At 31.5% G+C, this 20,049-nt stretch carries 18 protein-coding genes and 1 tRNA gene; 5 read left to right on the top strand and 14 right to left on the bottom strand.

The window, feature by feature from the left end; genetic code table 11:
* Both JJ847_03205 and JJ847_03200 read right to left on the bottom strand, forming a co-directional pair.
* Positions 1-246: a DUF2839 domain-containing protein gene (locus JJ847_03205; protein MBO6959891.1), complete on the bottom strand. Its 246-nt coding sequence runs from the start codon at positions 244-246 to the stop codon at positions 1-3.
* Between the two features lie 29 nt (positions 247-275).
* Positions 276-1,724, bottom strand: coding sequence for a DNA helicase (locus JJ847_03200; GenBank protein ID MBO6959890.1), 1,449 nt, complete (start codon positions 1,722-1,724; stop codon positions 276-278).
* Between the two features lie 95 nt (positions 1,725-1,819).
* Between JJ847_03200 and JJ847_03195 the strand changes: the two genes are divergently transcribed.
* The gene (locus JJ847_03195) at positions 1,820-2,659 is read left to right on the top strand and encodes a prephenate/arogenate dehydrogenase (protein ID MBO6959889.1); all 840 of its coding nucleotides are present in this window, start codon (positions 1,820-1,822) and stop codon (positions 2,657-2,659) included.
* Here JJ847_03195 and crtD read toward each other — a convergent pair.
* Entirely contained in the window at positions 2,649-4,154 is a 1,506-nt protein-coding gene (gene crtD, locus JJ847_03190) for a C-3',4' desaturase CrtD (protein MBO6959888.1), read from the bottom strand. The two genes, JJ847_03195 and crtD, sit on opposite strands and share 11 nt — an antisense overlap.
* Before the next feature lie 5 nt (positions 4,155-4,159).
* On the opposite strand from crtD, the gene JJ847_03185 reads away from it, so the two are divergent.
* Positions 4,160-5,038 carry a fructosamine kinase family protein gene (locus JJ847_03185; protein ID MBO6959887.1) on the top strand — a complete coding sequence of 293 codons (879 nt, stop codon included), beginning with the start codon at positions 4,160-4,162 and terminating at the stop codon, positions 5,036-5,038.
* A 7-nt stretch (positions 5,039-5,045) separates the two neighbouring features.
* Here JJ847_03185 and JJ847_03180 read toward each other — a convergent pair whose 3' ends face one another.
* Positions 5,046-5,411, bottom strand: a complete 366-nt coding sequence (locus JJ847_03180) for a CAAD domain-containing protein (protein MBO6959886.1) — start codon at positions 5,409-5,411, stop codon at positions 5,046-5,048.
* A 287-nt stretch (positions 5,412-5,698) separates the two neighbouring features.
* Between JJ847_03180 and JJ847_03175 the strand changes: the two genes are divergently transcribed.
* Positions 5,699-6,844: a ThiF family adenylyltransferase gene (locus JJ847_03175; protein MBO6959885.1), complete on the top strand. Its 1,146-nt coding sequence runs from the start codon at positions 5,699-5,701 to the stop codon at positions 6,842-6,844.
* 20 nt (positions 6,845-6,864) lie between these two features.
* On the opposite strand, the gene JJ847_03170 is transcribed toward JJ847_03175, so the two are convergent.
* Positions 6,865-8,025 (bottom strand): cob(I)yrinic acid a,c-diamide adenosyltransferase, encoded by a 1,161-nt coding sequence (locus JJ847_03170; GenBank protein MBO6959884.1) that lies wholly within the window; start codon positions 8,023-8,025, stop codon positions 6,865-6,867.
* A gap of 108 nt (positions 8,026-8,133) precedes the next feature.
* Between JJ847_03170 and larE the strand changes: the two genes are divergently transcribed.
* Positions 8,134-8,958, top strand: a complete 825-nt coding sequence (gene larE / locus JJ847_03165) for an ATP-dependent sacrificial sulfur transferase LarE (protein MBO6959883.1) — start codon at positions 8,134-8,136, stop codon at positions 8,956-8,958.
* Between the two features lie 10 nt (positions 8,959-8,968).
* Here larE and JJ847_03160 read toward each other — a convergent pair whose 3' ends face one another.
* Complete coding sequence (locus JJ847_03160; GenBank protein ID MBO6959882.1) at positions 8,969-9,403, bottom strand: adenosylmethionine decarboxylase; 435 nt, start codon at positions 9,401-9,403, stop codon at positions 8,969-8,971.
* A gap of 51 nt (positions 9,404-9,454) precedes the next feature.
* Positions 9,455-10,549 carry a DNA replication/repair protein RecF gene (gene recF, locus JJ847_03155; GenBank protein ID MBO6959881.1) on the bottom strand — a complete coding sequence of 365 codons (1,095 nt, stop codon included), beginning with the start codon at positions 10,547-10,549 and terminating at the stop codon, positions 9,455-9,457.
* Positions 10,550-10,625: 76 nt separating this feature from the next.
* On the opposite strand from recF, the gene JJ847_03150 reads away from it, so the two are divergent.
* A tRNA-Arg gene (locus JJ847_03150) sits at positions 10,626-10,699 on the top strand.
* A gap of 12 nt (positions 10,700-10,711) precedes the next feature.
* On the opposite strand, the gene JJ847_03145 is transcribed toward JJ847_03150, so the two are convergent.
* The 7 genes from JJ847_03145 to rodA form a co-directional block, all read right to left on the bottom strand.
* Complete coding sequence (locus JJ847_03145) at positions 10,712-11,158, bottom strand: N-acetyltransferase (protein MBO6959880.1); 447 nt, start codon at positions 11,156-11,158, stop codon at positions 10,712-10,714.
* 3 nt (positions 11,159-11,161) lie between these two features.
* Entirely contained in the window at positions 11,162-14,131 is a 2,970-nt protein-coding gene (gene ppc / locus JJ847_03140) for a phosphoenolpyruvate carboxylase (GenBank protein ID MBO6959879.1), read from the bottom strand.
* 53 nt (positions 14,132-14,184) lie between these two features.
* Entirely contained in the window at positions 14,185-15,303 is a 1,119-nt protein-coding gene (gene gshA, locus JJ847_03135; protein MBO6959878.1) for a glutamate--cysteine ligase, read from the bottom strand.
* Positions 15,304-16,824, bottom strand: a complete 1,521-nt coding sequence (locus JJ847_03130; protein MBO6959877.1) for an anthranilate synthase component I family protein — start codon at positions 16,822-16,824, stop codon at positions 15,304-15,306.
* 59 nt (positions 16,825-16,883) lie between these two features.
* On the bottom strand, positions 16,884-17,306 hold the full coding sequence (locus tag JJ847_03125) for a photosystem I reaction center subunit II (GenBank protein ID MBO6959876.1): 423 nt from the start codon (positions 17,304-17,306) through the stop codon (positions 16,884-16,886).
* Between the two features lie 114 nt (positions 17,307-17,420).
* Positions 17,421-18,779, bottom strand: coding sequence for a HAMP domain-containing histidine kinase (locus tag JJ847_03120; protein ID MBO6959875.1), 1,359 nt, complete (start codon positions 18,777-18,779; stop codon positions 17,421-17,423).
* A complete protein-coding gene (rodA, locus tag JJ847_03115) occupies positions 18,779-20,047 on the bottom strand; it encodes a rod shape-determining protein RodA (protein ID MBO6959874.1) in 1,269 nt (422 codons plus the stop codon). The genes JJ847_03120 and rodA overlap by 1 nt, the downstream gene beginning before the upstream one ends.
* Between the last annotated feature and the right edge of the window lie 2 nt (positions 20,048-20,049).

Raw genomic sequence — 20,049 nt, 5'->3', positions numbered from 1 at the left:
TTATAGAGAATCAGCCAAAGTCCACCACCCAACTGAAGGACCAATAAATCTGACTATAATCCATAAAATCACTAACCCTCCTATTCCAAACCAACTAGCTTTGATACTTAATTTAATAAGTTTATCTCGCTGATTAATTGTTAAAGGAAGCCATTGAAATAATCTTGGGGAATCATCAAATTTAGTTTTAGTATTATTTTGTTTTGGAGGTAAACCAAGTGTTTTTCGTCTTTTTGCTTCTCCCATATTTATTTGGTAATTTACAAAATCGTACCTTAATCAAAAGGTAGCATATAATAAATTTTTTTTGAGGGTTGGATGCTTTGCAAAAGTAATCTTCCCCAATTTCTTTTATTTGCTCTTCCATCTAATATTATTAATTTACCAGAATTTCTTCTTAACGGTGAAATTGATCTTTCTAGTTTTAATCTTGCTTGAGGGAGAAGAAAGTCTCGAAACCAATCTTGAGAGAGTTTTTTATTATGAGATACTGTAATCGCATTAATTGGTTCTGACATATTAGGAATAGGCAGTAGAGGAACAATAATTTGTTCTGGAATTTGAGTTAAATAAGAATTCGTAATCCACCAATCGTAACTAGAACAAAGAATTTCATTACTGCGAGAAGGAATTGTTTCCAAAGAGACCCTCTTACCGTAGTTAGAAGCTAACTCTGTAGCCAGGTTAGTTTTCAAATCAATATCGTCAGACAAAACTAAAGTTAAACCCTTTCTAAAAAGTATTAGCCTTTTACATTTATCTAAGATTGAATTTGTAAAAAGTGGGTTATTAGGAAGCACCTGTTTAGAAGGTAAATATAATAAAATCTTTTTCTCTTTAAAATTACTTTTAAAATTAACAACCAAGTCAATATATAAGCTATGCCTTTTGAGATACATTTGGAAAAAATTGTCTTTTCTTAAACTTGATAAGAAAACAAATTTATTGTTTGAAAAAAATTCCTTTATTTGAGAAAGTTCATCTATTGGCTGCAAATACAAATTCCAATCTAAATTTTCATCACTTAATTTTACCCAGCATGCCCAACCCTGAGATAAAGCTTTGTTAATGCTTAAGAATTTATCAGAGAAAGAAGAATTTTCTTGAAAAAAAGTTGAAAAAAAACTTATTTCTTTCTCATCTAGATTGATATAACAATTTCCTAATCCCCTTCTCATAGAGAACTTTTTCTTCATAGAGTCATAAACATTAACATTTTTTTGATTGATGGATTCAAATTCCTTAAGATTTTTTGTCCAGTCTTTTTTTTCTAAAGAAATCCTAAAATGATTTTCTAAATCTTGTTTTATATTCTCAACTCCAGAATAAACTATTCGATGATTTCTAAGATTAAAAGAATTGAGATCTTTAAGTAAATCTTGGATTGTTATTATGCGAACATTATGACCAGCGAATATGATTTGATCATTTTTGAAAATAAAATTCAAACCTTTATTTTTAAATGAATTAATCAGACACTCTCTGATAAATTGAATTTTTTTTTCAGATAAAATAAAAGTAGAATTTTCTTCTTTTAAAAATAGAGAAATCAAAACTGGGGGTAACCAATCATGAGTTGAAAAAATTTCTGAATTAATTAGATATGTAGAATTATTTTCAATACACTTAGAAAGTATTCTCCCAAAAGAATATATGTGTTCCCAATTAATACTTTTTTCTCTCAGAAAGTTTTTCAAATATTGATGACTTAAAATTTCAAGCATTTATAATTGATATAATTCCAAATATATAAAAAATTTATGCACCTAATATACAAAAAATTGGTATCAATATAAGGAAGTCTCTAATAAATAAATCCATGAAAATTGGAATAGTAGGATTAGGTTTAATTGGCGGATCATTAGGATTAAAACTCCAAAGTCTAAACCATACAACTTATGGAATAGCAAATAATGAACTTAATGAAAAAAAAGCTAAAGAAAAGGGACTTGCAAATTTTGTCAGTCGCGATCTGAACTTATTAAAAGAATGTGAGCTTATAATTTTAGCTTTGCCTATCAAAGATTTGATTAGTCCATCTCAACAATTAATATCATCAATACCAAGAGAAGCAATAATAACTGATGTAGGCTCTGTTAAAGAAGCAATAGTAAGTAAGTGGGAAAATTTACATCCTCTTTTTATTGGATCACATCCAATGGCTGGAACAGAAAAGAAGGGAGTTGATTCTGGTTTTGAAGGTCTTTTTAAAAATGCAAAGTGGGTTATCACCCCCACACAAAAAAGTAATTTAAGTGCATTAAGAATTATTTCCGAACTTATAAAATCGATGGATTGTGAAATTTGCCAAGCTTCACCAAAAGAGCATGATGAAGCAGTATCTCTAATTTCTCATTTGCCTATATTTTTAGCTTCTGCCTTAATTGAAACTGCACATACGCAAAATAACCAATCTTTATTAGATCTCTCACAAAAATTGGCGGCTACTGGATTTGCTGACACTTCGAGAGTTGGGGGAGGTAATGAAGAACTAGGCGTAGATTTAGCTATGAATAATCAAATAAATGTTTTAAAGGCCATTAATAATTTTAAAAATAAACTGAATGCATTGGAGTTGCTTATAAAAGAAAATAATCGGGAATTACTTTCTAAAAAACTTTCTGAGGCAAAAGAAATCAGAAAAGATTTTATAAATTAAAATTTTTTCTGCCTTTAGAAGCTAAAATTTGCCTGGAGACCATTAACGCAGATTGACTAACACCTGCAGTTCCCTCTCCTGGATAAATAGAATCTCCACAAAGCCATAAACCTTCAAAAGGAGTCCTACTTGATAATCCAAATAAACCGAAAATATCTGGATTTTGACCAAGCCCGCCAACTATTCCATTAGGTCTATTTGTCCATTTTTCAAACCCTAATGGAGTTGCTAATTCCCTATGCAACCAATTTTCAGGAATAATATTAAATTGGCTTTCCAATTCATGAGATATTTTTTCCATAAAATCCCTTTTTTTATTTAAGTAATTTTGTTTATCTAGTTCAAACCAATCTTTTGTCTTAGTAAAAATACTGGCTATTAAAGTAACTTCACCTTTTGGTGCTCTCCCATCACCATCTTCGCTAATTGAGACAAATAACGAACCAAATTCATGAGAAACAAATTGATAATGATTAGAGGAAATTTTTTTTATATGTTCCTTTTTTAAAGCCGAATAAAAAACTACAGCTCCACTTGGATCAGGCAAATTAGTAAGTCGATTTTTATAAGTTTGTTGTCTAATTAACGGTCCCTTCAATTGCTGCAGCAAAGATTGAGGTGGCGCGGTATAAACCAAATCTTTTGCTTGATAGACAAAAGAATTTTTTTTCGAATTAGCAGATAATGTCCAACACTGATTAACATCATCAAAATTTATAGAGTTCACTTTTTGGCCAAAAATTAGATTAACACCAGTTTTTTTTAATGAAATTTCTAATGCTTCACTTAAAGACTGCATAGATTTCTTAAGATGCCAAAGACCATGAGGCTGTTGACACATCTGTAGAACAGTAGATCCATACAATGCTGCAGTATTGTAGATATCCTCTTGAGAGTAAAGTTTAAGTTGAAGATTTAAGAATTTAATCAAGCGCTCGTTCTTGGATAATCCACATATACGTAATAAATCATAAATAGTAGATTTAAGTAAGATTCCTGTGAGAAGGTTTGAAGGAACAATTGCTTTAAGAAGTTGAGAAAAATCCCAAAAATTACTAATTGGCAATACTGGATTATTATTAGCAAATATCCAATTACTTTGATGTATTAGGGCACAAAGATTCCAAAATCTACTAGTTCCAGGAAACTGCATTTCTTGTTCAGCAATCCATTTACTTTTTTCATACCAAATAGATATTGGCTTCAAACCATCCTTTAAATCAACAATGCAAGCAGGGTCTAAAATAGTTGCTTCAGGAGGTGGAATATCTAAAAAATCAAAAATTTTTGAATGTATTCCTGCTTTCTCTAAACCCGCAACCTGGGTTGCACCAACGTCAAAAATATAATTCTTTCTTTTAAAAGTGCCTGCACATCCGCCTGATTGCGTATGAGATTCTATTAAAGTAACTGATAAGCCTTGCTTTGATAAAATTGCTGCAGAAGTTAGTCCTGCTATACCAGCGCCCACAACAATAACTTCTGAATTGCTCATTAAAAATGCAAAAATTATCCCTTATTGAAATTAGCGAAATTTGTGATGAATTAGGTGAACCTTATCCAAAAAGTATAGAACAAGTTCATGGGGGGGATATCCATAGTGCATGGAAAATTGAATTTACTAGTAAAAAAGTATTTCTTAAAAGAAACGATAGGAAGAGAAACTTTCTTGAATTTGAAAAATATTGTCTTCAAAATTTGAGGGAATATATTAATCAAGAAATCTTAATTGTTCCTGAAGTTATTGCATTTAAAAAATGTAGAAATACAGAAATTCTTTTAATGGATTGGATAGATATGAACAATTTTGATCAGAAAAAGCTTGGAAAAGGTTTGGGAGAAATGCACCTAAATTCAACTGAGTCTAATCAAAAGAATTTTGGGTATCCGGTTGAGGGTTTTATAGGATTAACAGATCAAAAGAAAGGCTGGAGAAATAATTGGACAGATTGTTTTTTAAACTTACGGATTATACCGCAATTATCAAATCTTAAATCAAATACTATAGATAAAGAGACAATAAATAAAGTTAAAGAGAAAATTAGAACAGAATTAATTAAGCATAAACCAATAAATTCTCTTATACATGGTGATTTATGGTCAGGGAATATAGGAGTTGATAAAAGTGGGAAGGGAGTTATATTTGACCCAGCATCTTGGTGGGCAGATAATGAAGTTGATATAGCGATGACAAGATTATTTGGAGGGTTTAGAAAAGAATTTTACGAAGAATATCATAAAATTTTTCCTATCAGAGAGGGGTTCGAAAAAAGAATTATTATATACAACTTTTATCACATATTGAATCATGCCAACATGTTTGGAGGATCATATTTTTGTCAAGTTGAAGATTACGTAAAAACTATAATCAATTTTTAATTTTCTACTATCCTAAATATGTCTTTTTAAGATTTTGAACTTTATCTATAACAGCTTCTCGATTTTCACTGGTGCGTAGGTTCTGCCAACTCCATTGTCCTACAACAATTACTCCAAGAAGTTCTAATAATCCTGGGAGAATTGGGAAAAAGTTTATTGTGTCAATAATAACTTTAATTATTATTTGAGCTATTACGACAACAGCAATTATGCCTGCTGCTTTGCCATATTTCCCCATTTGAGTCCAATCAACTTTACCAAGGGTCTCATTGATTTTTCCCATAGTATCGGAGTACTTTTCTGAAAAGCTTTTAGTTTCTGAGCTTGTAGCGGAGCCGGAGACTTGATTTGACTCTGGTGTATTATCACTCATGAAATCGGTAATCTCAATATAATGTCCAGACAATAACGGAAAAAACGTATATTTGCTAGTTTTTTTTCATGTGTAATTCCGAACCGACACATTTTGTATTTTTTTGTTCTATTGGTATAAATGAATTTTGAAGATATTATTGAAGAAATTTTATTTATAATTAACTTCCAATATTATCTTGTCATAACAAAAATATTAATAAATCCCACTGATAACAAACTTGAAAAAGGTTAATTTTTTTTATTTTAATTATCATATCTTCAAAGGATTATTTAACGAAATTAAAAATGACTGTCTCAAAAGATATCAAATTTAATTTTTTAAATACAGATGAACAAGAAAGATATCAAAAACATTTAACCCTCAAAGAAATTGGCTATGAGGGACAACTAAATCTAAAAAACAGCTCAGTATTATGTATTGGAGCAGGTGGGCTTGGTTCTCCCGTTTTGCTTTATCTAGCGGCAACAGGAATTGGAAAGATTGGGATAGTAGATAACGATTACGTAGAAAAATCTAATCTTCAAAGACAGATAATTCATGAAACAAATACTATTGGCAATCTTAAAGTACATTCTGCCCAAGAAAGAATAAAAAAATTTAATCCTAATTCTGAATTATTGACATTTGCTGAGAGAATTAATCCTAATAATGTTCTAGAAATAATTCAGGAATTTGATATTATTTGTGATTGCTCGGATAACTTTGGCACTAGATACTTAATAAATGATGCATGCCTAATACTGAATAAACCCATAGTATTTGGGAGTGTACAAGGCTTTGAAGGTCAAGTTAGTGTTTTTAACTTACATAAGAAAAGTCCTAATTTAAGGGACTTGCTTCCAGAATCACCTTCAAAAAATGCTGTCCCAAGTTGTGCAGAATATGGGGTTGTGGGTGTTTCAACAGGTTTAATAGGAATCCTTCAAGTCAATGAGATTATCAAAATTATTTTAAAAAAAGGTGATATTTTAGATGGAAAAATTTTGGTTTTTGATCTCTTGAATATGAATATGAAAAAATTACAACTAAAAAGTTCTCCAGTAAATAAGCGAATAAAAAATCTTTCTGAGTTTGTGGACTTTTATTGCGAAGATAAATGTCCTGATAAGAATAACGAAATCAACAGAATCAATGCTAATGATTTTTACAGCTTATATAAAGAAAAACCCAACAAAATTCTTTTAATTGATGTAAGGGAAACTGAAGAATTTTCTACATCAGCAATAGAGGGTTCGATATCAATTCCACTAAGTCATCTGGACCAAAAATTTGACTTAGAATTTATTCAAAAAGAAAGCTTAACTAAAGAGATTTTCATAATATGTAAATCGGGAAAACGTTCTGAAAAAGCTTCAGAAATTTTGTCTAAATTCAAAATCCAATCTAGATCAATTGAAGGTGGCATTGAAAAAGTAAAAAAATACTATTAAATTAATAATCTCTAAGGTATTTAGTAATCCACGCCTTTTTTCAAGTCAACCCCAACATTTGCGTAATGTTTATGACAGACCATTTCAGAGTAAATATCCGCGAGTTCAAAGTATGAAGGTTCATTCTTACATCTCCCTGTAATAACAACTTCTGTTTCTGCTGGTTTTCTTAAAAGCGTTTGATGTATTGACTCGACAGGTAACAGTTCTAAATCAACAGTTGGATTCAATTCATCTAAAATAATCGTCTTATAAAGACCACTCAAAATAGCGGCCTTAGCAATTTCCCATGCTCTTTCAGCCTCAACATAATCAATTGGTTGTTGCTGACCTCTCCAAACGATCGCATCTCGCCCTGAGCGCAAATGATCTACCAAATGTGGGTAACTTTCTCTCAAAGCCTCTATTGCTGCATCTTCGGTATAACCATTTCCGCCTTTTAACCACTGTAATATTAAAACTCTATGACTCTTATCTTGGGATATTCCTTTACCAATAGCTTGAAGAGCTTTACCAAGAGCACTTGTAGATTTTCCTTTTCCTTCACCTGTATAGATCTCAATTCCACCTGTAAATTTACTTTGTCTAGTAATTTTTGATAGGTCTCCTATTGAACGCGGTCTCATTTCTGAGTGGAGTTGCGAAATTCTGACCAAAGAAGGGGGAGCTGCCCTTCCGGTAATAATTATTTCCAGTCCATCAGGACGATTTTGAAGAGAATTAACTACCTCCTTAATATCAAGCATTCCCAAATCAAGGACTGGATTCAACTCGTCTAGTACAACAACAGAATAAAGAGAACTTGCAATTGCTCCTTTAGCAATATTCCAGCCTCTTTCAGCCTCACCAATGTCAAACCTTGTTACTTGGTCAGCATTAAAGAATTCAGATCTTCCTGTCCGTACATGGTCAATTAAGTGAGGGAATCCTCTTTGTAATGCTTCTATCGCTGAATCCTCATCATATGACCTCTCAGGACCTTTTAAAAATCTAAGAAGTAAAACTCTGGACTGTCTTTTTTCGCATATTCCTAATCCTATTGTCCTGAGCACAACACCCAAAGCAGCCTGACTTTTGCCCTTACCTTCTCCATCATAAATATGTAGTTGGCCTATTGATCGTTCTTGACTATCACTTGCTGTGACAATTCCAATTCCTTTATTTCTACTTGTATTCGTCAATTGAATAATGTAAACAAATTTAATCTAGGATATAGTTAAGAATATTATTAAAAATTTAATAATAAATTCAACCTATTCATATGTAATTTAAATTTTAAAGTAATTAGCATGTTCAATCAACTAGAAACCCTCTCTGATGAACAAAGTGAAAAGCTTTATACAATTAGAAGATACATTAAGAGTCTTGATAGTGTATGTATTGCTTATTCAGGTGGAGTAGACAGTACATTAGTAGCATCATTAGCATTCGAGCAATTAGGTGAGAAAGCTATAGCAATTACTGGAATTTCTCCTGCATTAGCCAGTACGCTACGTGAAGAAGCAAGAAGTCAAGCAAAATGGATTGGAGTGAAGCATCTGGAAGTTAAAACATCAGAATTAGAACAATCAAGTTACCGTGAAAATCCAAAAGATAGATGCTTTGCATGTAAAAAAGAGCTCCACAAACATACAACCTATTTATCCAATAATCTTAATTTCAAGTTTGTTTTAGATGGAGTAAATCTGGATGATCTTAAAGACTACAGGCCAGGTATACAAGCAGCAAAAGAAGCTGGTGTTGTGTCACCCCTTGCAAAATTTAATTTCTCAAAAAAAGATATCAGGGATATATCAAGAGCATTAGGTTTTCCTTGGTGGGATAAACCTGCCCAGCCTTGCTTGTCATCTAGATTTCCTTATGGCAATGAAATAACAAGTTATAGGCTTAAAATGGTTGAGAAGGCAGAAGCATATCTCAAAAAAGGTGGTTTATCAGAGGTTAGGGTTAGATGTCAAGGGCTAACTGCAAGAATAGAAATTCCACAAGATGATTTAAAGTATTTTTTTGAGAAATATAATTTTATTGATTTAGTTCAATACTTCTCTAAGTTAGGATTTAATTGTACAAGCCTAGATCTTGAAGGACTAATAAGCGGAAAGTTAAATAGATAAATTATGCAAGTTAAACAACGAATCTCATCTGTTTAAGTACTGTTGCAGGGGGATTTCTCTCAATAATACGAAGAGAATGTTCCTCTGCCTTCAAAGCTTCAATTAAATATTTGCTGGCTAGTTCTGGCATCATATTTTGACCACATGTAAAGATATCAATTGCTGAATAATTAGATTCAGGCCAAGTATGAATTGAGATATGTGATTCGGACAGTAATGCAATCGCGGTAACCCCTTGAGGTTCAAATTTGTTACTGATCAAATTCAGAACTGTTGCATTAGCTAATTTCGAAGCTCTATTTAATGAACAGCGCAAAAAGGATTCATCATTTAATTTTTCGTAATCACATCTATAAAGTTCCAAAAGAAGATGTTTACTTTGATGACTTAAGTTTTGATCATTAATAAATGAACTTAAAATTTGATTTTTCTTAGAGACTTCCATTAAAGAAATTCATATGAATATAAGATTAGCCAAAAATCGTGACTTTTAGAACTATAAATGAATCATTTGTGAGGAGCCTAAGAAAGACTGATTAAATTTATCTAGATGTGTCGCACTTATGAAACATTGACTATCTTTCCCAACAGAATTTAGTAACAAATTTTGCCTTGTTATGTCTAGTTCGGCCAGTACATCATCCAATATAAGTATTGGCGGAACATTTAATGTTTTAGTTAATAAATCTAATTCAGCCATTTTTAAAGCCAAAATAAAAGTTCTTTGCTGACCAGATGAACCATATTTTCTAACTGAAATATTATTAATTAAAAACTCAATATCATCACGATGCGGGCCAAAATTACATTTACCAGTCAATGCTTCCAGTGGACGCTGATTTAATAGTTGTTCTGCTATTTTTTGACTAATAACTTCTTCTTCTTCTTCTTCTTCTGGACTAATATTTTGTATCCCTGAAAGATAATTAATGCCTATTTGCTCTTTAGATTTACTTAAGTGATTATGCCAATATTCAACATATGGTTTTATTTTTAATAAAGCCCTTCTTCTGCGCCTAAAAATTCTGGTGCTAATTATTGATAATTGAATATCAAAGGTTTCAACAATCTCTAAGGATTGAGTATTTAGGGTATTTTCTGAACGCCAAAAATGACTTCTTTGTTTTAAGAGCCTATTAAATCTACTCATCAAGTTTAAATATACTGGTTCAAGCTGAAATACAACTTTATCAATCCATGTTCTTCTATAGCTTGGGTCACTTTTAACAATATCTATATCATTTGAACAGAAACATACGCTCCTAATATAGTTCTTTATATCACTATGCTTTTTCAAAATTGATTCATTAACGTATATTTTTTTTGATCCTTTTCGAAATAAATTTAATTTTAAATCATTTCTAAAATCTATTTGTCCCATCACTGAAGCCATCTCACTATCATTTTCTATTAAATCTTTATCACTTAATGCTCTACTAGATTTTAATTGACTAAGAATTTCAATAGATTCAAGCAAATTTGATTTACCAATTCCGTTACAACCTAGAACAATTGTTCTTTGCTCTTTGAGGTCAATTTCAAAACATTTATGGTTTCGAAAATTTTGAATTTTTAATTTGTTTAAAAAAATTTTTTTTGTGCATTTATTAATAAATTAGCTAAGTTAAAAATATTTAGATTCTCTTTAAAGAAATTGAAAAATTAAAGGGCATGTAGCTCAGTTGGATAGAGCATCAGATTCCGGTTCTGAGAGTCGGGGGTTCGAATCCCTCCATGCTCGTAAAAAGGATTTTTAGAGTTTGTATCCCATTACTCTTATACCATTAGGATCGAGTATGAATCCACTTTCCTCTAAACTTTTAAATGAGGATACTGGAGCTTGTACAGAAATACTGCATCCAGGCATTTCTCTATTAATTTTCTCAAGAGTTATTTGAAGCAATATTAAATAAAAAAGTTTCTGATTGCTTCCTTTGTCTGCGCATAAATTCCATAAGTTTGCATTTAACCCCCTATCAGATGTAACTCTTACAAATCCAAATAATTTATTTTTTGATTCATTTTGTATAGTAAAGAAAAAATCACTTTTCTGAATAGCTTCAGATAAAGGTTTTATTGGGAATGTCTCACATCCACAGCTAGCTAAAAGTTTGTTTACTTCTTTAGCTAATGGGATACTTGTAGAGTTAACAAAATAACCTTCGGGAAGAATAAGTTTTTTTTTAGAAAAATATTGCAATTATCAACCTGTATTTCTCATGCCAGCGGCTATCCCATTAATAGTTAAAAGTGCTCCTCTTAATAGTTCACTTCTACTATAAGCTCTACTAGATTCATCTTTCTCAAGAAGAAATTCGCTAATTGGGGGTTGTCTTGTTTGATCCCTTAGCCTTCTTAAAAGTGAAACCTGCAAAAATCCCAATGGAATTATTGTCTTATTTCTCAAGTTTACTGATGATTTTAAGTCTCTATCAGATTCGAGCAACTTATTTTTACCAGTGATTTCAAGTATTAAAGATTTTGTAAGATTATATTCTTTAGATATAACTTCAAAAATAACATCAAAAGACTCTCTATTTTCTTGACTGCCGAGAGTATCAACATAGTATTTAGCAACCTCCAAATCTACCTTAGATAATGTCATTTCTACCTTAGAAATGAGCATCCTAAAAAATGGCCATCTTTGATGCAAAACTCTTAATAATTCAATTTGTTGAGGGTCTGAATTTAACTCAGATGATAATGCAGTTCCTACTCCAAACCAACTTGGCAAAAGAAATCTGCTTTGTGTCCAGCCAAATACCCATGGAATAGCTCTTAAACTAGACAAATCTTTTGCACCTTTTTTTCTCCTCGCAGGTCGACTAGAGATCTGTAATTTACTGATTTCTTCAATTGGAGTAACCTCTTGAAAAAAATTTAACAAATCAGGATTTTCGTGAACTAATTTTCGGTAATGTGATCTTGATGTTTCTGCTAACCTGGACATTAATTGATTCCATTCTGGAGTAGCATCAAGCCTATTATTTACTAAACTATTTTGAATAACGGCCGTAGTCACAGTTTCTAAATTATACAAAGCAAGTTCAGGGAGACTATATTTTGAAGCTAAAACTTCACCTTGTTCCGTTATTTTTATTCTTCCTTTTAAAGTTCCGCTGGGTTGAGCCAATATTGCTTGATAAGCCGGTCCTCCGCCTCTTCCTACAGAACCCCCTCTTCCATGAAAAAGCCTTAGCAACAAGTTATTTCTATTTGCAAGATTTTGAAGAGCTATTTGAGCTCTATGAATTTCCCAGTTACTAGAAACAAACCCTGAATCTTTATTACTATCAGAATAGCCAAGCATTAATTCTTGAAGAGGTTTAAAAGATTCTCCAACTTTCGGTAGTAATGATCTATAAAAATCTAATTTAAATAATTTTTCCATTACTTCTGGAGCTCTTTTAAGGTCTTCAACAGTTTCAAAAAGAGGAACGACTAATAATTTTGACTTTTGTGAATTTTGATCGAGAAGTCCCATTTCTTTTGCTAATAAAAGAACTTCAAGCAAATCAGATGCACTATGACTCATTGAAATTACATAAGAGTGACAAATGCGACTTCCAAATTCTTGCTGTAGCCTCTTAACCATTTTAAAAACTGAAAAAGTTTCTTCTGTAGTTTTTGTCCAATTTACGTCGGAGGGAATTAGAGGCCTTTTTGTATTAAGTTCTTCTATGAGCCAGTTAATTTTGTCTTCTTCAGACATTTGGTCGTACAGCGCAGATAAATCAAGATAATTTGTAAGCTCGTGTATGGCATCACTATGTCTTGTACTTTCTTGTCGAATATCTAAACTTGCTAAAGAAAATCCAAAAATATGAACCTGAGTAAGTAAGGTGTTTACTGCCTCGCAATTTAAATCTGTACTGATCAGGCTATTTTTAATAAGTTCGAGATCATATGTAAATTCATTCACTGATTTGTAATATAAATTCTCAACTTTATCTATATTTTTAACATCAATATCCCCCTCTAAATCAAATTTCCAACCACTATCTGCTAATAAATTATTTCTTTCTTGAGTTAATCTCAATTTTTCTAATATGTAACTCAATTTCAATCTGTAAGGCTCTGATCTATATCTTGTCGCCCTAGCTTCATAAATTTCGGGAAACTTAACTCTATCTGTTTCTAATGACTCTAATAGAGAAGAACTTACTTGACTCCACTGCATAGATACACTTAATTGATCTCTAAGATTAGAAACTGCGATAATATATCTTTCCAACATTAATTGCCTTTGATAACAAGCCGTCCTCCAAGTTATATCTGGAGTCACCGATGGATTACCATCCCGATCAGAGCCGACCCAAGAACCAAAGTTACAAAAAGATTCAGAAGGCATTTGAACATCTGGATAGTTTTCGTTAAGTGCTTCAGCTATTCTGCCTCTCAATATCGGCATTGCATTAAACAAAACTTGCTTAAAATAATGCAAGGCATAATCAACTTCATCAAGAACTGAAGGTTTAAATTGATGTAATTCATCTGTTCTCCACCAAAGTCTTACTTCTTCTTTAAGTTGGGTTTTAAGAGAATATTTTTCTTCTTTTGTTAGAAATTGCTCAACCTGTATTTTTTTTAACAAATTTGCAACTCTAGTTTGCTTATGTCTAATCGTATGTCTTACTATCTCAGTAGGATGTGCAGTAAAAACTAGACGAATATCTATTTCCTGCAACAACTCTTCTAATTTTCCCGGCGGGACATTTAGTTTTCTAAGCCTATAAAACAATTCTCTAAAAGTTACTGGAGCATTTTGCCTCGCCAATGCTGGTGCAAAAGGATCAAGATTATCAGGAGATTTTTGAACATTCTGATTTGTAAAGCTTTGAATATATCTATCTTCTTCAACTCTTTGTTCTAAAATATTCACTAGTTGAAAATATAATGAAAACGCTCTTGCTGCTGCTATTGATTCTGCCAAATCCATAGAATTAACAATATCAACTATCTCATTTTTTAAATTTTTTGAACTATCACTATCAATTTGTTTTGAATAACTAAGTTCTTTAAGTTGAATAAGTCTCTCTGCCTGTTCCTCAGGGCATTCTTCTCTTAGCACAGATTCCCATAGATCTTCTATTAAAAGACGATTTTTATCAAGTGGATCATTATTACTTACAAGATCCACGTTATTAGTTTTATTCTTTTTAAAAGATTCCATGTATCCATTATGTCACAAGTAAAAATGTTCAGATCAAATGTTTGTTTAAATAATCAAATACCCCTATCTTCATTCTTGATCATATCACCGATAGTAATTTTCATTATTTGCTCAATAGAAAGACCTTTTTCATATTGATTTACCCATTTCATGGATTGATTACCTTCTTCAAGCACTTTATAGATAGGTGCCAAAAGATGTTTCATATGAAATTTTTCGGCTGTGGATGATAAATCTGATAATAAGTTTTTAATCCATTCTCTACAAATAACTTTTTTTCCATCTTGCCAACTAATTAACTCTGAATTTAAGCTATTCTTAGCGGCATTAATTTCATTTGTGTCACATATTTCAGATAATTCATCTAGAGAAAAAATACTGGCATTAAGGGGATCTAAAGTATTTATATTTTCAAAAAGCTGTAAAATCCTCAGTTCTAACATAGCAGTTATCCCCAACAGCAAATCAATGTCATGAACGTAATCACAAATTCTTAATTCCAAACGATCAAGTACTAAAGGCCTCTTGGGTCCATTTGGTCTGATTGAAGACCAAAAATGCCTGATATTCTGCATATTTTTATTAGCTATATTTTCCTCGATCCAATCTATATAAGAATTATGATTGATAAAAAATGGAACTTTACTTGGAGTTTTAGGAAACTGAATCCATCTCTGAGAGTGATTTTTTGTAATTATATTATTTAAAAAGGGTGAGCTGGCACTTATAGATAGATACAAAGCAGCCTCAGATCTTATTAGTCTAATAGCAGCAAAAAGCTTATCTAAGTTCTCTATTCCTATATTTATATGGACGCTTGAAGTGGCTATAGAGATTCCATAATTATCTTGTATAAATTGATGATAAACATTCTCAATTTCAGATCGTTGAAATTGAGTATCGTGTTTGAAACAAAGTGTGGATGAAGGAATAATTGTTAAACCTTTAGTTTTTAACCATTGTCTTAAATCTTTTCTTGGAGTTATTAATTTCTCGTATAAGTATCTATAGTCTTTTTCAGGTGTTGTTATATATTCAACATTTCTGTTATCTGGCTCTTTTACAAAATTAGAAAAAATTTTTGCAACTTCAGCTGATATTCCAATATGAGTATCAAAAGAACCTGTAAAAAGTTCCACTTCAAAACCCTTATAAAGATTATTTTGACTCATTTATTTATCCAAACAGGCTAATGCTTTGAGTATTCCCTTAGCTTTATTAATTGTCTCTTGATATTCATTTTCAGGAGAGGAGTCAGCAACTATTCCAGCCCCTGCTTGTACTGATACAGTATATTTCCCATCTTTTGAAGGTTCAACTATCATAGTTCTTATTGTAATTGCCGTATTTAGAGCCCCATTAATATCAATCGAGCCGTAAACACCAGCATATGGACCTCTAGCATCTTTCTCAAACTGTTTAATCAATTGCATAGCTCGTATTTTTGGTGCTCCAGTTACTGTTCCAGCGGGGAAACTTGCCTTTAACAAGTCCCATACATCAGTATTATTTTTTAAAATTCCTTCAACTTCACTCACTATATGCATAACGTGTGAATATTTTTCAATTACCATTAAGTCTTTAACCTCAACAGTACCAATTTCACAAACTCTTCCTAGATCATTTCTTCCAAGATCAATTAGCATTACGTGCTCTGCTATCTCTTTTGGATCTTTTAATAGATCCTTTTCTAGTTTTAAATCTTGCTCAGGATCATTACCTCTAGGTCTTGTTCCTGCTATTGGTCTTAAACTCGCAATAATCTGACTATTTTTATTTTTTTCTGCCTTAACCATAACTTCAGGACTGGAACCTATCAAATACCAAGATCCAAAATCAAAAAATGACATATAAGGAGACGGATTAACCATCCTTAAACTTCTATATAAATTAAAGGGATCATGAGCGACCTGAGTTTGGAATCTTTGACTAATAACTATTTGGAATATATCTCCTTTTCTTATATATTGTTTTGCAGAAAGGACTGCATCTTCAAAATCTTTTTTCTCCCAATTACTATTAATATTTAAATTCAAATTCTCATTCTCGTTCCAATCTAAAAAATCATTCTCTTTCAGAGGAACTTTCATTAAATTTCTAATTTTCTTGATTTTAGAAATTGAATCTAAATAAACTGACTCAACAGAAGATTCGTTTGAAGAAGCTGTATCCGCATATATTACTGCGGTTATACACCTTTTTATTTGATCAAAAACAACTAATTGATCAAAAAACATCCAGGAACCATAAGGTATATTACTTTCTTGTATTTTATTTATCGGAACGCTAGGTTCTATTTGATTAATTAGTTCATAACCCCAAGAGCCATATAACTGTCCAATTGATGGCAATTCATCAACCATAGATGACTTATATTCCTTTGTCCAATTTCTTAAAATATTAAAGGGATCCCCTTTCAATATTTCCTTTTTTCCAGTATTCCAAGTTTTGACAATTTCTTCTCCATGACAAACTGCTTCCCAAAGAGGTTTGGTAGCAACAATACTCCACCTACCCAAATTCTCACCACCCTCGACAGATTCAAGAAAAACCCCGTGTGAATCTTTTTCAGATAATTTTAACCATGTTGATAATGGGGTCTCCAAATCTGCTGGCCAAGTTTGAGTAATAGGTATAAAATTTTTACCTTCTTTGTAAGCCTTGAAAAAACTATCTTTCTGTGAGCTGATCATACTTGTAACGTCAACCCAAATTATAATTATATTTTTCCTTTATATCAACTTTAAGGAATTTAATCAAAAGTGTTCTTAGTAGTAAATTTCAAGCCAGCTGGATTAGGATTCTCCCCTATTCTTCTAGGGTTATGGCCGACTTTTTCTCTTCCCTCATTTACTTTCTCAGGGAAAACACCATCCTTGGGATGCAGGAATTCAACATCACCACCTGGAAAAATTCTATAGATCTTAAAGTCCTCAATCCTTGGTTTGAAAGCTCTTAATTGTGTTCCTAGTGCAAGACACTGTTCTTTTCTTGCAAAGTACATTAAGTTATCGCCTTCATGCATTATGGCGGCGCCCCCAGTGGGTAATTCAAATGCTTGTTCTTTTGAACTTTTCCATACAATTGCATATTTTTCTTCGGTTTCTGCTGAGTTTAATAAACCACCAGTACTTCCTATATGCTTTGGAAATTGACCAACTAAAGTTTCAGTCATCCTAAATTTTGAGTTATTTCTAATAAGAAATTAGCATTCATATTTTACAAAATTCAAAATTGATAAGGTTTTTCTACATTATTTAATAAATGCAAAACTTTTTTGATTTCATTTTTAAACAGAAATCGGAAAGAATACTGTCAAACCTGTATCCCGTCTATTTGTGACATACCCTCCTAAACTTGCTAATAACTTTTGAGTGGCGTTTTGACTTAGTTGTAAACTACCTGTTTGAGGATCCCAATTTAAAACAGGACCAATATCAGAACCATTATCTTTTTTTTGAATTTCATTTTGATTACTACCTAACTTTTGTACTTTTAGTTGAAGCTTGAGTTTTTGACCAGCTGGTCTTAATTCTAAAATTAATGTACTTCCTTCTTTTAATCCTCTAGTATTTTTATCAATTAATCCCCTCAACATTAATTCTAATTTTTCAGAATTACTTAAAATTTGCGGAAGTTGATTCGGAATGTCAATTTTTAAAGAAATCCCACGTCGATTTAATTGTTTATTCCACACAGGAGATAGTTTTTTAAAAATTTCAACTAAATTTATTTTTGCCAAATTATTCAATGAAGGGACTTCATTACTTACTAACTCTGCTGCATTAAAGATCAAGCCAAACCTATCAATTTGTTCGTTACATTCATTGTCTATCTCAATTAAGCGATTTCTCATTGATTCATCCATATTATATTTTTTTAAAGTAGAACTTAAAAGAGTTCTTATTGTTGCTAAAGGTGTTCTTACTTCATGAGAAATTGCACGTAATAACTTAGCTTCAGAAATTTGCACATTTTTTTCGTCGTTTTTAACGGAATTGTATACGTTACGGCTCGGGGCCAGCTTTGCAAGTTTTGTAGAAAGTATTGGCCAAAAGTTTTTTTCAAATTGATTATTCATATTTAGATTTCCTAACTTATTGATTGAAGTGCGAAATTTAACTCCTTCCTCGTAATTCTCTTGATTTAATTTCGCATGTATTAACTCAATTGATATTTTTAAGCTCTCTTCATCACATTTCATTAATAAAATTTTCTTATCTTTTTCTCCTAAAATTGATAATATGCACTGAAAATTCGGGGTAATTATCATCAAAAAAGGGGCATAACCATCTTTTTGGCTAATATTTAAAACTTTATAATTAGTAATTAAATCAACATCTTTTTTTATCCTATCTGAATTATTGGTTGGTAAAAAACCTGCATTTTCTCTTTTGAAATATGGAAACCCCTCAGGTGCCCAAAGCCATCCATGAAGTTGATTAAAAAATCTTTTATCATTAAGAGCTGGCAGAGGGGAAGAAACCCAAACACCGCCGTATTTATAATTCTGAGATAGAAAATCTTTTTGAATAACTTCTAGAGAGGCCCACCACATTCTTTTTGAGGTTTCATCATCCACATAAATAGGTTGAACTCCTTTAATCAAAAGGTCTTGAATTTTTTTTATAGTTATTTGTGATTGCATCAATTTTTCAGTGATCTAGAGCGTTTCATAATGGATAAGACCAATCCAATAGAAATAAAATTAATTAACAAAGATGTTCTACCATAACTCATAAAAGGAAGAGGAATTCCAGTAACTGGTCCTAATCCTATTGTCATAAATAAGTTAATAATTATTTGGAATAAAAAAGTTGTCGCGATTCCAACAACAATTAGAGATTCGAAATCACTCCTAGCACTTTTTGCAATATTAATAAGTTTTTTAATAAGTAAAAAGAACAAAAATAAAACTATCGTGCATCCCAAAAAACCTAACTCTTCTCCTAAGGCACTAAATATAAAATCAGTATGTTGCTCTGGTATAAATTGCAAATTAGTCAGCTTGCCTCTTAACAAACCAGTGCCAAAAAAACCTCCAGAACCAATTGCAATTTTACTTTGTATTAAATGATATCCACCTCCTAAAGGATCTCTATTTGGATCTAAAAACAAAACTAATCTATCTTTTTGATATCCTTTTAGACCATATTGCCACAAAATTGGTGTTAGTTTCGCAACCAATACATGAAAAGAAATAGCTAGAAAAGAACAAATAATTTTCTTTTTCGAAGATCTATAGGCGAGATATCCTACTAATGGGATCCAAAAAATGAGAATTTTGGGCAAGGTTAAATAAAAAATAGAAGTAAAAATACAAAAAACTAATATCAAAATCCACTCTATCGGCATTTGCGACCAATAAAGCATCACACCCGTCAAAACCAATAAAACCAAAGAGGTACCTAAGTCTGGTTGAAAAAAAATTAATATCCAAGGTAAGATGACTACCAACAATGGCAGTAATAAATCTCTTATTGATGAAATTATTTTTTTGTCGAGAACTAGAGCAAGAGTTAATACTGTACTCAATTTAGCTACTTCTGAAGGTTGAAATGAAAAAATTCCAAAATTTAACCATCTTTGGGCTCCAGAAATTGTAATCCCAAAAAAATAAATCAGAAATAAGGATATTAAAGTACATATATAAAATGGTATTAAATACTTTTTAATTCTCTCCAAAGGTATATAAGAAATAAAAAATGCCAAAAAATAGCCAATGAAACCAGTTAATATATGACTAGAATAATTAGATACTAAGAAATCTTCCTGAATACTTTTTATTAATACCCCTGAAATAATAACTAAAAATAGAGGAATCAATAACAGTGGAGAAAATAAAAATCGTCTACCAATATTATCTTTTTTGGGGATAAACCCTCTAGTTTGTGATGAAGAAATCCCCTTAAACATCA

The sequence above is a fragment of the Prochlorococcus marinus CUG1438 genome, assembly GCA_017644325.1.
Taxonomy (GTDB): domain Bacteria; phylum Cyanobacteriota; class Cyanobacteriia; order PCC-6307; family Cyanobiaceae; genus Prochlorococcus_A; species Prochlorococcus_A marinus_AA.
The sequence above is the reverse complement of the archived record's forward strand: the minus strand, read 5'-3'. Positions and strand labels throughout refer to the sequence as shown.

What these genes read in the sequence shown, in the direction of transcription:
- JJ847_03205 (MBO6959891.1), bottom strand. Translation starts at nt 246, where the DNA reads ATGGGAGAAGCAAAAAGACGAAAAACACTTGGTTTACCTCCAAAACAA.
- JJ847_03200 (MBO6959890.1), bottom strand. Translation starts at nt 1,724, where the DNA reads ATGCTTGAAATTTTAAGTCATCAATATTTGAAAAACTTTCTGAGAGAA.
- JJ847_03195 (MBO6959889.1), top strand. Translation starts at nt 1,820, where the DNA reads ATGAAAATTGGAATAGTAGGATTAGGTTTAATTGGCGGATCATTAGGA.
- crtD (MBO6959888.1), bottom strand. Translation starts at nt 4,154, where the DNA reads ATGAGCAATTCAGAAGTTATTGTTGTGGGCGCTGGTATAGCAGGACTA.
- JJ847_03185 (MBO6959887.1), top strand. Translation starts at nt 4,160, where the DNA reads ATGCAAAAATTATCCCTTATTGAAATTAGCGAAATTTGTGATGAATTA.
- JJ847_03180 (MBO6959886.1), bottom strand. Translation starts at nt 5,411, where the DNA reads ATGAGTGATAATACACCAGAGTCAAATCAAGTCTCCGGCTCCGCTACA.
- JJ847_03175 (MBO6959885.1), top strand. Translation starts at nt 5,699, where the DNA reads ATGACTGTCTCAAAAGATATCAAATTTAATTTTTTAAATACAGATGAA.
- larE (MBO6959883.1), top strand. Translation starts at nt 8,134, where the DNA reads ATGTTCAATCAACTAGAAACCCTCTCTGATGAACAAAGTGAAAAGCTT.
- JJ847_03160 (MBO6959882.1), bottom strand. Translation starts at nt 9,403, where the DNA reads ATGGAAGTCTCTAAGAAAAATCAAATTTTAAGTTCATTTATTAATGAT.
- ppc (MBO6959879.1), bottom strand. Translation starts at nt 14,131, where the DNA reads ATGGAATCTTTTAAAAAGAATAAAACTAATAACGTGGATCTTGTAAGT.
- gshA (MBO6959878.1), bottom strand. Translation starts at nt 15,303, where the DNA reads ATGAGTCAAAATAATCTTTATAAGGGTTTTGAAGTGGAACTTTTTACA.
- JJ847_03130 (MBO6959877.1), bottom strand. Translation starts at nt 16,824, where the DNA reads ATGATCAGCTCACAGAAAGATAGTTTTTTCAAGGCTTACAAAGAAGGT.
- JJ847_03125 (MBO6959876.1), bottom strand. Translation starts at nt 17,306, where the DNA reads ATGACTGAAACTTTAGTTGGTCAATTTCCAAAGCATATAGGAAGTACT.
- JJ847_03120 (MBO6959875.1), bottom strand. Translation starts at nt 18,779, where the DNA reads ATGCAATCACAAATAACTATAAAAAAAATTCAAGACCTTTTGATTAAA.
- rodA (MBO6959874.1), bottom strand. Translation starts at nt 20,047, where the DNA reads ATGTTTAAGGGGATTTCTTCATCACAAACTAGAGGGTTTATCCCCAAA.